Origin of the sequence: Streptomyces cyaneofuscatus (assembly GCF_042718795.1) — a bacterium.
GTDB classification, from domain to species: Bacteria; Actinomycetota; Actinomycetes; order Streptomycetales; family Streptomycetaceae; genus Streptomyces; species Streptomyces cyaneofuscatus_A.
Genome location: NZ_JBHXOX010000022.1, coordinates 15,360 through 28,485 on the forward strand (window position 1 = coordinate 15,360; position 13,126 = coordinate 28,485).

12 protein-coding genes are annotated in these 13,126 nt (G+C 72.4%); 6 read left to right on the forward strand and 6 right to left on the reverse strand.

All coding sequences use genetic code 11. The features are described 5' to 3' along the window. The first annotated feature begins 14 nt into the window (after positions 1-14). A complete protein-coding gene (locus tag ACFWRT_RS24300) occupies positions 15-1,052 on the forward strand; it encodes a C40 family peptidase (protein WP_380954019.1) in 1,038 nt (345 codons plus the stop codon). Positions 1,053-1,064: 12 nt separating this feature from the next. Here the strand turns inward: ACFWRT_RS24300 and ACFWRT_RS24305 are convergent, their stop codons facing one another. From ACFWRT_RS24305 to ACFWRT_RS24320, 4 genes are all read right to left on the reverse strand, one after another. Beyond that, the gene (locus tag ACFWRT_RS24305) at positions 1,065-1,967 is read right to left on the reverse strand and encodes a M56 family metallopeptidase (RefSeq protein WP_380954017.1); all 903 of its coding nucleotides are present in this window, start codon (positions 1,965-1,967) and stop codon (positions 1,065-1,067) included. Further along, positions 1,964-2,332: a BlaI/MecI/CopY family transcriptional regulator gene (locus ACFWRT_RS24310; RefSeq protein ID WP_380954016.1), complete on the reverse strand. Its 369-nt coding sequence runs from the start codon at positions 2,330-2,332 to the stop codon at positions 1,964-1,966. Before ACFWRT_RS24310 ends, ACFWRT_RS24305 begins: the two co-directional genes overlap by 4 nt. Before the next feature lie 135 nt (positions 2,333-2,467). Further along, entirely contained in the window at positions 2,468-3,130 is a 663-nt protein-coding gene (locus ACFWRT_RS24315; protein ID WP_381121348.1) for a DsbA family protein, read from the reverse strand. Positions 3,131-3,211: 81 nt separating this feature from the next. Further along, complete coding sequence (locus tag ACFWRT_RS24320; RefSeq protein ID WP_380952525.1) at positions 3,212-3,928, reverse strand: hypothetical protein; 717 nt, start codon at positions 3,926-3,928, stop codon at positions 3,212-3,214. A 139-nt stretch (positions 3,929-4,067) separates the two neighbouring features. Here ACFWRT_RS24320 and ACFWRT_RS24325 point away from each other — a divergent pair, with 139 nt between their 5' ends. Both ACFWRT_RS24325 and ACFWRT_RS24330 read left to right on the forward strand, forming a co-directional pair. Next, the gene (locus ACFWRT_RS24325) at positions 4,068-5,090 is read left to right on the forward strand and encodes a phosphotransferase (protein WP_380952524.1); all 1,023 of its coding nucleotides are present in this window, start codon (positions 4,068-4,070) and stop codon (positions 5,088-5,090) included. A gap of 151 nt (positions 5,091-5,241) precedes the next feature. After that, positions 5,242-6,603, forward strand: a complete 1,362-nt coding sequence (locus ACFWRT_RS24330; protein ID WP_380952523.1) for an NAD(P)/FAD-dependent oxidoreductase — start codon at positions 5,242-5,244, stop codon at positions 6,601-6,603. Between the two features lie 40 nt (positions 6,604-6,643). Here the strand turns inward: ACFWRT_RS24330 and ACFWRT_RS24335 are convergent, their stop codons facing one another. Both ACFWRT_RS24335 and ACFWRT_RS24340 read right to left on the reverse strand, forming a co-directional pair. Continuing rightward, entirely contained in the window at positions 6,644-8,179 is a 1,536-nt protein-coding gene (locus tag ACFWRT_RS24335; RefSeq protein ID WP_380952522.1) for an ATP-dependent DNA ligase, read from the reverse strand. A gap of 83 nt (positions 8,180-8,262) precedes the next feature. After that, positions 8,263-9,054 carry a metal-dependent hydrolase gene (locus tag ACFWRT_RS24340; protein WP_380952521.1) on the reverse strand — a complete coding sequence of 264 codons (792 nt, stop codon included), beginning with the start codon at positions 9,052-9,054 and terminating at the stop codon, positions 8,263-8,265. Positions 9,055-9,131: 77 nt separating this feature from the next. Between ACFWRT_RS24340 and ACFWRT_RS24345 the strand changes: the two genes are divergently transcribed. From ACFWRT_RS24345 to ACFWRT_RS24355, 3 genes are all read left to right on the forward strand, one after another. Continuing rightward, the gene (locus ACFWRT_RS24345; protein ID WP_380952520.1) at positions 9,132-11,705 is read left to right on the forward strand and encodes a DEAD/DEAH box helicase; all 2,574 of its coding nucleotides are present in this window, start codon (positions 9,132-9,134) and stop codon (positions 11,703-11,705) included. A gap of 34 nt (positions 11,706-11,739) precedes the next feature. Further along, a complete protein-coding gene (locus ACFWRT_RS24350) occupies positions 11,740-12,612 on the forward strand; it encodes an acyl-CoA thioesterase (protein ID WP_380952519.1) in 873 nt (290 codons plus the stop codon). Positions 12,613-12,699: 87 nt separating this feature from the next. Next, positions 12,700-13,125, forward strand: a complete 426-nt coding sequence (locus ACFWRT_RS24355) for a CU044_2847 family protein (RefSeq protein WP_380952518.1) — start codon at positions 12,700-12,702, stop codon at positions 13,123-13,125. Position 13,126 lies beyond the last annotated feature (1 nt).

Consider the following 13,126-nt stretch of genomic DNA (forward strand, 5'->3'; position numbering starts at 1 on the left):
AGGAGCCCGTTCCCGTGGCCTCCCACCGTCGTCCCAAGCAGCCCACCAGCGGCTACGCCTCCGTGCTCACGGCGACCGCCGCGGTGGGCGTGGCGCTCTCCGCCTCGCCGGCGTCCGCCGACCCGCTGCCCGATCCGAACAAGAAGGGCGTGCAGGCGCAGATAGACCGCCTCCATGAAGAGGCGACCCAGGCCACGGAGAAGTACAACGGGGCGAAGGAGAACGCGGAGAAGCTCCGCAAGGAGGCGGACAACCTCCAGGAGGCCGTGGCCCGCAAGCAGGACGACCTCAACGAGCTGCGCCGCGGGCTCGGTTCGGCGGCCGCCGCCCAGTACCGCAGCGGCGGGATCGACCCGTCGGTGCGGCTGCTGCTCTCCTCCGACCCGGACGCGTATCTGGACGAGGCGGCGGTCCTGGACCGGCTGGGCGCACGGCAGTCGCAGGCGCTCCACCGCTTCCTCTCCGAGCAGCGCGCCCTCCAGCAGCAGCGCACCCAGGCCGGTGCCAAGCTCACCGACCTCCAGGACAACCGGAAGGAGCTGGGGAACCGGAAGAAGGAGATCCAGGGCAAGCTGGCCGAGGCGCAGCGGCTCCTCAACACGCTGACGGCCAAGGAGCGGGCCGCGATCGCCGCCAAGGAGGAGCGCGCCAACCGCTCCAGCGAGCGGGTCGAGCTCGGCAACGAGGCCAGCGCCTCGGGCATCACGGCGTCGGCCTTCGCGGCGGCCAAGACCCGGGTCGGCATGCCGTACGTGTGGGGGGCCACCGGACCGGGCTCGTTCGACTGCTCCGGACTGACCTCCTGGGCGTTCCGCCAGGCGGGGGTGAACCTGCCGCGCACCTCCCAGGCCCAGGCAGACGCCGGGACCCGGATCAGCTCCTTGAGCGCGCTCAAGCCCGGCGACCTCGTCATCATGCGCACGGACCTCAGCCATGTCGGCTTCTACGCCGGGAACGGCCAGATCCTCCACTCGCCGAAGCCGGGGGCCCAGGTGCGCTACGAGTCGATGGCGCGGAGCGGGATGCCGTTCATGTGGGGCGTACGGATCTGACGCAGGCGGCTGTCACCCGAGTCCGGCGTGGCACGTCAGCAGGACGGGGAGCAGCGGAGCCATGAGAGCGCCGGTGCCGACGGTGCAGCGAAGAGCCGGGTGGGTGCCGCGCTGGGGCGCCAGGACGCGCCGGAGGCGGATCACCACCGTCTCGCCGCCGGCCGCGAGCGTCCCGCGCGGCGCCCGGCCGGCGGCGAGGGTGAACATCGCCGTGGCCAGCGCGTGGTGCGGGGCGCGGCGCAGGGCGTGGTCGTCGGCGGCCATCTCCAGCAGCAGCGGGATCTGTTCGCGCAGATGACGGGCGAGCGGCAGCACCGGGAAGACCCAGGCGAAGGCGTGGGCCGCCGCGATGAGCAGGTGGTGGCGGCCCTGGATGTGGGCCCGTTCGTGCGCGACGACGGCGCCGAGTTCGTCGCGCGAGAGGGCGTCGACCGCGCCGCTGCTGAGGACGACCCGCGGGCGGCGGCCCGGCAGGCAGTACGCGGCGGGCTCGGCGTGGTCCACCACCGTGGCCCGCAACTGCGCCGAGGGCCGGCCCACCTTGTCCAGGACGTCGCGGTGCCGGGCCCGTGCGGCGTACGCCCGTACGGCGTGGAAGGCGAAGCCGGACAGGTGGGCGGCGAGCAGCACGACGAGCGCCACGAGGCCCCAGGGAGGCCCCGTACCTCCGTCGGGTTCGCCGCCGAGTCCCAGGGCCGCGCGGCAGGAGTAGAGGATGCCGTGCAGATGAGCACCTGGTGTGGTGAGGTGCGCGGCGGCCAACTGGACGCAGAGCGAGAAGGACGCCGCGAGCGCGAACCAGACGGCGACCGCCAGCAGCGGCGAGCGCTGCGGCCAACTGCTGCGGAGCAGCAGGCGCGGAGCCAGTACGCCGACGGCGGCCGCGTAGCCGAGGAAGGCGGGGGCGGCGTTCACAGCTCGCCGCCCCGGCCCGTCGCCCGCAGCGCCTCGCGCAACGCGGCGACCTCCTCGTCGGTCATCCGCTCCACGAAGTGGACGAGGGCGGCCGAGCGGTCCCGGCTCGCCCCCAGGGCGTCCTCCATGAGGGCCGCCGCGTACGCCTCACGGCTGCGCACCGGCGTGTAGAGCCAGGCCTGTCCCTGCTTGCTCCGGGTCAGCCAGCCCTTGTTGTAGAGGATCGTGGCCACGGTCATCACCGTCGTGTAGGCGGCGGGGCGGCGGAGGTTGATGTCGTCCACGACCTCGCGGACCGTCGCCGGTCTGTCCCAGGTCCACAGGCGGTCCATGATCTCGGCCTCAAGCTCTCCGAGCCGTCGCATGTCCCGTCCCTCTTCTTCCGTCCCGCGCCCTCTTCATGCGCCCGCGTTCCCATACTAGGTTCGCGCGGCGGCTTCAGGAGCACGGACCGTGAGGGGCTCCAGGAGCACGGACCGTGAGGACTCCGCGCGGCCGCGTCATTCGTGCGCGAGCCGCTTCTCGATGAGCGCGCGGAACTCCTCGTACGAACCGGGGTTCGGGATCCTGAGCCCGTCGACGAAGAACGTCGGTGTGCCCTGGACGCCGAGGCCGAGGCCGTCGCGCTGGTCGGCCTCGATCCGCTCGGTGGTCGCCGGGTCGTCCAGCGCGGTGGTGAACGTCTCCATGTCGAGGCCGATCTCCTCGGCGTACGCGCGGAAGAGCGCTTCCTTGGACTCGTCGGCCTCGCCCCACTGCGCCTGGGTGGTGAAGAGCTTGCCGTACATCTCCTCGAACTTGCCCTGCTGTGCGGCGGCCTCCACCGTACGGGCGGCGAGCTGGGCGTTCTTGTGGCCCGGCATCGGGAAGTAGCGGGCGACGAAGGTGACCCGGTCCCCGTACTCCTCACGCAGCTTCTCCACGGCCGGGTACACCGCTCCGCACGCCTCGCACTCGAAGTCCAGGAACTCCACCACCGTCAGCTCGCTCCGCTCCGGCGAGGTGAGCCGGTGGCTGGAGGCTCGTACGGGCTGGGCCTGGGCGGCGGCCTCGACGTCCGCCATCCCTCGGTCGCGGTCCTCGGGTGCCAGCAGCAGGAAGGAGCCGAGGCCGGCGGCGAAGGCGGCCAGGATCACCGCGGCGACGATCAGATGCTTCTTCATGGGTCGTTCGTCCTCATGGATGTGGCCGGGCACGACGGCGGTCGTGTGCCCGGCGGGGCAGGACGGGCGGGGCGGGGCCCGTCAGGGCAGGCAGAGGCCGCCGACCGGAGTCGGTCCGGTGGAAAAGGGCGGCGCGAGGACGGTGGGCGGAGGCGCCCGCCCCGACCGCAGCCGCGCGAGGACGGCGGACCTGAGCCGCCGCGTACGCCCTCGGTGCCTCCGCCGCGGCCCCTGGACGCGAGGTTCGCAGGCCGACGGCCGCACGAAGGCCAGGAGTCGGCCGACCGCCGCCAGCAGGGGCCGACCGCGCCCGAGCAGCAGCTCCGTGAGGCCCAGGGCGCGGGCCGCGACGAGCAGGGCGACCAACTGCCCGGAGAGCAGCACACCGGAAGGGACATGCGTGCTCGCCGCATGCTCGGCCCAGAGCGGCACACCGCCCGCGCCCACCGCACGGCAGACGCCGGGCAGCGCGTACGCCACGTGGTACGCCAGTTGCGAGACGGCGAGGACGCCGACGACCTGGGTGTCCGACAGGCGCCGCCGCGTCAGCACCACCGCCGCCGGGACCGCGACCACCGCGACGGCAGCGGCGACGGCCCACAGCGGTGCCTGGCAGCGCGCGAGGAGATGAGCGGCGAGCGGCAGCGACACGCACAGCACGGCGAGCGTTCCCGCCCGCAGCCCGCGCACCATCCCGGCCGCCGGTGAGGCGGGGTGCGAGGCGCGGAGCGGTGGCATACCAGGGGCTTTCGAGGAGTCGGGGCGGCTGCGGAAGGCCTGCGCCGCACGGCCGCGCACGCACCGGCAGCGTACTCGCCGCGCCTCCGCCTCCCTTCGACGGGATGCCGGCGACTCGACGGGATGAGGGCGGCTCGACGGGATGAGGGTGACCGAAATAGACATGCGCGGCCGATCGGGCGGGTGGTCGAATGCTCCGATGCGCAGAGGTGACGACGACCGGGCCGAGACCGTGGACCGTGGACGCTTCCCGGACGCCAGGACTCCCTGGGACGACCCGGACCACCGGGCGGAGGCTCTGGACTGGGCGACCGGGCGGCTGGCGGCCCACGGGCTGCGCGAGTCGGGCCCCCGGCAGGTCCGGCTGCGCCCCTGGTCGGTGCTCGTACGGTTCTTCGTCGCCGGTGGCCACGGTGCCCGGCCGGTGTGGTTCAAGGCCGTGCCGCCTGCCGCCGTCTTCGAGGCGGGCCTCGCCGCGGCCCTGGCCGACTGGGTGCCGGACCACGTCCTGTCGCCGCTCGCCGTCCACGCGGAGCGCGGCTGGTGCCTGCTGCCGGACGGCGGGCCGCTGTTCCGGCAGGTGCTGGACGAGGGCGCGGGCACGCCGGCGGACTGGGAGGAAGCCCTGCGGAGTTACGCGCTGATGCAGCGCGCGCTCGTCCCGTACGCGGAGAGGGTGGCGGATCTCGGGGTCCCTTCTGCGCGTCCGCCCGAACTGCCGGGCCTGTTCGACACGCTGGTGGCGGAGAACACGGCGCTGGACCGGGAGGAGCGGGTGGCGCTGGAGGCACTGCGGCCCCGGCTGGTGGAGTGGTGTGAGGAGCTGGCGGCGGTGGGCGTCGCCGAGTCGCTCGACCATGCAGATCTGCACGACGGCCAGCTCTTCCGTCCCGCCGCCGGCCGGTTCACCTTCTTCGACTGGGGCGACGCCATGGTCGGCCACCCGTTCTCCAGCCTGCTGGTCCCGGCCCGGTCGGCCGGGGACCGGTTCGGGTCCCAGGTGCTGACCCGGCTGCGGGACGCCTATCTGGAGCCGTGGACGGGCGACGGGATCGCGGCGGGCGACCTGAGGCGGGCGGTGAGCCTGGCGTGGCGGCTCGCGGCGCTGGGCCGGGCCGCCTCCTGGGGCCGGATGTTCCCCGCTCCCGGCGCTGCGGCCGCGCCCGGCGGCACAGATTCGGCCCACTGGCTGCGCGAGCTGCACACCGAGCCGCCGAGGTGACCGTGGCACCCCGCCGGTCCACCGTGCGGCGGCGCGTTCATCCCCGCCGGGAGGCGGTCCGGGGTGCATCCGGTGAGGATGAGGAGTGCATCGGCCGGTATACGGGGCAGGTGAGCGCAGAACCACGCAAGCCCGAGAAGGGACGCAGACCGTGGCACCACCCAGGATTCTCGTCGTCGGCGCCGGCTTCGCAGGTGTCGAATGTGTACAACGGCTGGAGCGCAGGCTCGCTCCGGGCGAGGCCGAGATCGCGCTCGTCACGCCGTTCTCCTACCAGCTCTACCTGCCGCTGCTGCCCCAGGTGGCCTCCGGCGTGCTGACCCCACAGTCCGTCGCGGTCTCCCTGCGGCGCAGCCGCCGCCACCGCACCCGGATCATCCCCGGTGGTGCGATCGGCGTGGACACGAAGGCCAAGGTCTGTGTGATCAAGAAGATCACGGACGAGGTCGTCAACGAGCCGTACGACTACATCGTGCTGGCCGCCGGCAGTGTGACCCGGACGTTCGACATCCCCGGTCTGCTGGACCACGCGCGCGGGATGAAGACGCTGGCGGAGGCGGCGTACGTACGCGACCACGTCATCGCCCAGCTCGATCTGGCCGACGCCAGCCACGACGAGGCGGAGCGGGCCTCGCGGCTCCAGTTCGTGGTGGTCGGCGGCGGTTACGCGGGCACGGAGACGGCCGCCTGTCTGCAACGGCTCACCACGAACGCGATCCGGCACTATCCGCGGCTGGACCCGAAGCTGATCAAGTGGCATCTGATCGACATCGCGCCCAAGCTGATGCCGGAACTGGGCGACACGCTGGGCCGGGCCGCCCTGGAGATCCTCCGCAAGCGGAACATCGACGTGTCGCTCGGCGTCTCGATCGCCAAGGCCGAGGCCGAGGAGGTCACGTTCACCGACGGCCGGGTGCTGCCCTGTCGGACCCTGATCTGGACGGCGGGAGTGGTGGCCAGTCCGCTGATCGCCACGCTCGGTGCGGAGACCGTACGTGGCCGGCTCGCCGTGACGCCGCAGCTGAAGCTGCCGGGCTCGGACGGGGTGTTCTCGCTCGGCGACGCGGCCGCCGTGCCCGACCTGGCCAAGGGCGACGGGGCGGTCTGCCCGCCGACCGCGCAGCACGCGATGCGCCAGGGCAAGGTGATGGCGGACAACCTGATCGCCTCGCTGCGCAACCAGCCGCTCAGGGACTACGTCCACAAGGACCTGGGTCTCGTCGTGGACCTCGGTGGCAAGGACGCGGTCTCCAAGCCGCTCGGCATCGAGCTGCGCGGGCTGCCGGCGCAGGCCGTGGCGCGCGGCTACCACTGGTCGGCGCTGCGGACGAACGTCGCCAAGACCCGGGTCATGACGAACTGGATGCTCAACGCGGTCGCCGGTGACGACTTCGTACGGACCGGGTTCCAGTCCCGCAAGGCGGCGACGCTGCGGGACTTCGAGTACACGGACGCCTATCTGACGCCGGAGCAGATCAAGGAGCACACGGCGTCGACCGTCATCAAGCACTGACCGGCGTACGGGCGCGCCCTCCTCGCGAAGGAGGGCGCGCTCACCGCTGTTGTGCGAGGACCGTCTCCACCGTGTCGGCCTCCTGGGCCGTCTTGTCCTCGCGGTAGCGCAGGACTCGGGCGAACCGGAGGGTGACACCGGCCGGGTAGCGGGTGGAGCGCTGGAGGCCGTCGTAGGCGATCTCCACGACGAGTTCCGGGCGTACGGTCACGATGTGTCCGTCCTCGCCGGTCGCCAGTTCGCGCAGCTTCGCCGTCTGCCACTCCAGCAGGGCGTCGGTGAGCCCCTTGAAGGTCTTGCCGAGCATCGCGAACGTGCCGTCGGGGCGGCGCGCGCCCAGGTGGAGGTTGGAGAGCTTGCCGGTGCGCCGGCCGCTCCCCCATTCGGCGGCCAGCACCACCAGGTCCAGGGTGTGCACCGGCTTGACCTTGAGCCAGGAGGCACCTCTGCGGCCCGCGCTGTACGCGGCCGCCAGGTCCTTGACCACGACGCCTTCGTGGCCGCGCTCCAGGGTCTCGGCGAGGAACGCCTCGGCGGCCCGGCGCGCCTCCTCGTCCTCAGGGTCCGGAACCAGCGCGCGCCGGACCCGCAGCGCCTCGGGGACCAGCCGGGCCAGAGCGGCGTGGCGCTCCGCGAAGGGCAGGTCGAGCAGGTCCTCGCCGTCGGCCGAGAGGGCGTCGAAGAAGACGGGCACGACGGGTACGCCGGCGGCAGCGGCGGCCACGTCCCGCCGTGAGCCCACCCGGGCGGCGGTCTCCTGGAAGGGGCGCGGCCTGCCGTCATCGCCCAGCGCGATCACCTCGCCGTCCAGGATGAAGCGCCCGGTCTCCAGCGTGGCGACGGCGGTGACCAGTTCGGGCAGCCGGTCGGTGATGTCGTCCAGGGTCCGGGTGTAGGCGCGGACCCGGTCGCCGTCCCGGTGCACCTGGACCCGGATGCCGTCGAGCTTCTCCTCCACGGCGCAGGGGCCCAGCTTGTCGATGGCCTCGGTGACGGAGGCGGCGGTGTGGGCCAGCATCGGCTGGACCGGCCGCCCCACGGTGAGGCGGAAGGCGGCGAGCGCTTCGGGGCCTTCCGCGAGGAGGGTCCGGGCCACCTCCTGGAGCGACCCGGCGAGCATCACGGCCCGCCGGACGTCGGCGGGCGGGGCCTCGGCGGCCTTGGCCAGCGCGTCGGCGGCGACGGCGTCCAGGGCTCCCTGGCGGACCTCCCCGGTCAGCAGGGCCCGCAGGAAGTGCTGCTCATCGGCGGTGGCGGCGGCGAACAGGGCGCGCAGCCGGTCCCGGCGCAGGGCCTGGGAGCCGGTGCCGGAGATCGCGGCCAGCGCGGTCAGCTCGGCGTCGACGCCGGTGACGGTGAGCGTGGGCTCGGCGGCGGGTTCCCCCGGGTCCCCGAGGCTCCGCCAGCCGACGCCGATGCGGCCCTGGGGCAGCCGTCCGGCGAGGTACGGGATGACGACGGGCACGTCCTCGGGTCCGGCGTCCCGGAAGAGCGTGGCGAGGAGCGCCACCTTCTGGGACCGGGCGGAGGTGGCGGCGACCGCCAGGGATACCTGGGCGAGCTCGGCGAGCAGCATGCGGCCATGGTGCTACGGGCCGGGGCGGACCGCCCGCTCATGAGGCACCGGGCGCGCCGCCCGCCCGCGACACGGCCGCCGGGTCATATGACGTTGAGGGCCGCTGCCGCGCCCACTCCTCCGAGCACCATGAACGCGGGCATCAGCAGCTTGATCTCCACCCAGCTACCGGCCCGGAACCGCATGAACTTCGGAGGGCCGAGCGGGTACCAGCGCTTGCCGCCGATCGGCAGCGGCCACAGCACCGGGCAGCCCGAGACGGTCAGCGCGTCGCCGATGTCGTGGACCAGGGCGCCCAGCACGATGGGCAGGCCGAGCCACATGTACTCCTGTCCGGGGGCGTCGAAGAGCCAGCCGGCGCCGTTGCCGGGCTGGTCCAGGACGCCGGCGAGGATCCAGGCGCTGGTGGCGCCGAGCAGCCAGACGAGGACGTCGCTGGAGACCCGGGCGGCGCGCCAGAGCAGGCCCTCGACGGCGAGCACCAGGTGGACGAAGAGGATGGCGAGGACCGCCCAGCGCCCGCCGCTGACCGCGGCGAAGGAGCAGCCGGCGCCCATCAGGACGGCGAAGAACCAGGTGTGGGTGAGGGTGCGGTGGCCGCCGGTGCGGCGGGGGTCGGCCTTGCTCTTGGTGAGCTTGTAGACGCCGTAGGAGACCTTGTCGGTGATCTCGCAGAGTGCTTTGGAGACGGGGCCGAAGGCGCGCGAGATGGTCGCGGCCTTGTGGTCGAGGTCGGGGGCGAGGGCGGCTCCCGCGCTGATCAGCGCGCCGACGACGAGGACGGGCCAGGGCATCGTGTGACCCGTGGCGGCGGCCGCCGCACCCACCCCCAGCCAGGCAGCCGCTCCTGACAGCGAGTGTGCCGGTCCCATCATGGCTTGTTCCGCCCCCAGAGCATGGTGTGCCCATCACCGGTACGGCGCGGGCTGGTTGAGTGCGCAGCGTATCGCCCATGATCTTCGTGGCGCCCGCCGGTTCCCTCATCCGGTCCGAAGCCAGGCAAGATGGGGGCGTGACCCTCATCGACCAGCTTCCCCAGACCGCCGACCCCGACGCCCTCTTCGAGGCCTTCTCGTCATGGACCGAGAGCCAGGGCATCACGCTGTATCCGGCTCAGGAGGAGGCGCTGATCGAGGTGGTGTCCGGGGCGAACGTGATCCTTTCCACCCCGACCGGCTCGGGCAAGAGCCTGGTGGCGGCGGCCGCGCACTTCACCGCGCTGGCGCAGGACAAGGTCACTTTCTACACCGCGCCGATCAAGGCGCTGGTCTCGGAGAAGTTCTTCGACCTGTGCAAGCTCTTCGGTACCGAGAACGTCGGGATGCTGACCGGTGACGCCTCGGTCAACGCGGACGCCCCGGTGATCTGCTGTACGGCGGAGGTGCTGGCCTCCATCGCGCTGCGCGACGGGAAGTACGCCGACATCGGCCAGGTCGTGATGGACGAGTTCCATTTCTACGCCGAGCCGGACCGTGGCTGGGCCTGGCAGATCCCGCTGCTGGAGCTGCCGCAGGCGCAGTTCGTGCTGATGTCGGCGACGCTCGGTGACGTCGCGATGTTCGAGAAGGACCTGACCCGGCGCACCGGCCGCCCCACCTCCGTGGTGCGCTCGGCGACCCGTCCGGTGCCGCTGAGCTACGAGTACCGCTTCACGCCGATCACCGAGACGCTCACCGAGTTGCTGGACACCCGGCAGTCGCCGGTCTACATCGTGCACTTCACGCAGGCCGCCGCCGTCGAGCGGGCGCAGTCGCTGATGAGCATCAACATGTGCACGAAGGAGGAGAAGGAGAAGATCGCCGATCTGATCGGCAGCTTCCGCTTCACCACCAAGTTCGGCCAGAACCTCTCGCGGTACGTGCGCCACGGCATCGGCGTCCACCACGCGGGCATGCTGCCCAAGTACCGCCGCCTGGTGGAGAAGCTGGCCCAGGCCGGCCTGCTGAAGGTGATCTGCGGTACGGACACGCTCGGCGTCGGCGTCAACGTACCCATCCGTACGGTGCTGTTCACGGCGCTCACCAAGTACGACGGGACCCGGGTGCGGACCCTGCGGGCGCGGGAGTTCCACCAGATCGCCGGGCGGGCCGGGCGGGCCGGGTTCGACACGGCCGGTTTCGTCGTGGCGCAGGCCCCCGAGCACGTCATCGAGAACGAGAAGGCCGTCAAGAAGGCGGGCGACGACCCGAAGAAGAAGCGCAAGGTCGTCCGTAAGAAGGCGCCGGAAGGGTTCGTCGCCTGGTCGGAGACCACGTTCGACAAGCTCATCCAGTCCGATCCGGAGCCGCTGAGCTCGCGCTTCCGGGTCACCCACACGATGCTGCTCGCGGTCATCGCCCGTCCCGGCAACGCCTTCGAGGCGATGCGGCATCTGCTGGAGGACAACCACGAGCCGCGCCGGGCGCAGCTGAGGCACATCCGGCGGGCCATCGCCATCTACCGCTCGCTGCTGGACGGCGGGGTGGTGGAGCAGTTGGAGACGCCGGACGCCGAGGGCCGGATCGTGCGGCTGACGGTCGACCTCCAGCAGGACTTCGCGCTGAACCAGCCCCTCTCCACGTTCGCGCTGGCCGCGTTCGACCTGCTGGACGCCGAATCCCCTTCGTACGCGCTGGACATGGTCTCGGTCGTCGAGTCGACGCTGGACGATCCCCGGCAGATCCTGGCGGCCCAGCAGAACAAGGCGCGCGGCGAGGCCGTGGGGCAGATGAAGGCCGACGGGGTCGAGTACGAGGAGCGGATGGAGCTGCTCCAGGAGGTCACGTACCCCAAGCCGCTGAGCGAGCTGCTGTGGCACGCGTACGACGTGTACCGCACGAGCCACCCGTGGGTGAACGACCACCCGGTGTCGCCGAAGTCGGTGATCCGGGACATGTTCGAGCGGGCGATGACCTTCACGGAGTTCACCTCGCACTACGAGCTGGCCCGGACCGAGGGCATCGTGCTGCGGTATCTGGCGAGCGCGTACAAGGCGCTGGAGCACACGATCCCGGACGACGTGAAGTCCGAGGACCTCCAGGACCTGATCTCCTGGCTCGGCGAGATGGTGCGTCAGGTGGACTCCAGCCTGCTGGACGAGTGGGAGCAGTTGGCCAATCCCGAGGTGGAGACCGCCGAGCAGGCGCAGGAGAAGGCGGACGAGGTCAAGCCGGTCACGGCCAACACCCGCGCCTTCCGGGTGCTGGTGCGCAACGCGATGTTCCGGCGGGTGGAGCTGGCCGCGCTGGACCGGGCCGGTGCTCTGGGCGAGCTGGATGGCGACTCCGGGTGGGACGAGGACGCGTGGGGCGAGGCGCTGGACGCGTACTGGGACGCGCACGAGGAGATCGGCACCGGCCCTGACGCGCGCGGCCCGAAGCTGCTGAAGATCGAGGAGGACCCGGCGCACGGGCTGTGGCGGGTCTGGCAGGCGTTCGCCGATCCGGCGGGCGACCACGACTGGGGCATCCAGGCCGAGGTGGACCTGGCGGCGTCCGACGAGGAGGGCCGGGCGGTCGTCCGGGTCACGAAGGTCGGCCAGTTGTGAGAGACCCCCTGGCAGTGGAGTGGAGAGGTACGGCATGACGAATCCGGCCGAGCGCCTGGTCGACCTTCTCGACCTGGAGCGGATCGAGGTCGACATCTTCCGCGGCCGCAGCCCGGAGGAGTCCCTGCAACGGGTCTTCGGCGGGCAGGTCGCGGGCCAGGCGCTGGTGGCGGCGGGCCGCACCACCGACGGGGAGCGGCCGGTGCACTCGCTGCACGCCTACTTCCTGCGGCCGGGCCGCCCGGGGGTGCCGATCGTCTACCAGGTGGAGCGGGTCCGGGACGGCCGGTCCTTCACCACCCGACGGGTCACGGCCGTCCAGGAGGGCCGGACCATCTTCAACCTGACGGCCTCCTTCCACCGCCCCGAGGAGGCGGGCTTCGAGCACCAGTTGCCGCCGGCCCGGATCGTGCCGGACCCGGAGGAGCTGCCGACGGTCGCCGAGGAGGTGCGCGAGCACCTGGGCGCACTGCCGGAGGCGCTGGAGCGGATGGCCCGCCGCCAGCCCTTCGACATCCGCTACGTCGACCGGCTGCGCTGGACGAAGGACGAGATCAGGGACGCCGATCCGCGCAGCGCGGTGTGGATGCGGGCGGTGGGCCCGCTGGGCGACGACCCGCTGGTGCACACCTGCGCGCTGACGTACGCGAGCGACATGACGCTGCTGGACGCGGTGCGCATCCCGGTGGAGCCGCTGTGGGGCCCGCGCGGCTTCGACATGGCGTCCCTGGATCACGCGATGTGGTTTCACCGGCCGTTCCGGGCGGACGAGTGGTTCCTGTACGACCAGGAGTCGCCGATCGCGACGGGCGGGCGCGGTCTGGCCCGGGGCCGGATCTACGACCGTACGGGGCAGTTGCTGGTGTCGGTGGTGCAGGAGGGGCTGTTCCGGCGGTTGAACGGATGATTCCGCTCCACCCCGCAACCGCACCTTGGTGCACGGGAGTTGGGCGTATCCGCTGACCGGCGGATGATTCCCCGGCACACTGTGGGGGTGTCGAACTTCGCTGAGCTCATCCTGGCCGACGGTACGGCGGTCCGCTTCGAGCTGACCGCCCCGGAGGAGTCCCGGCCGGGGGCATCCCGGCCGGACCCGTCCCGACCGGAACCGCCCGAGAGGTCCGGCGGGCCGGTGGACGACCTTCCCGAGGGCATGGGGCGCAGCGTGCCGGTGGCCCGGGGGCGCCGTGGCGCGGCCGTGGTCGCGGCGGGCGCGCTGCGCACCGCGCTGGAGCCGCTCGGGCCGCTGATCCAGGAGGTGCACGACGCCGTCCTGTCCGCGGACCGGCCGCCGCAGGAGGTCAACGTCACCTTCGGCATCCAGGTGGGCGGCGACCTGAAGCTCGGCGTCGTGACCTCCGCCGGGCAGGCCCATCTCACCGTCTCCGCCACCTGGCAGCCGGCCGGGCCCACGGGCTGAC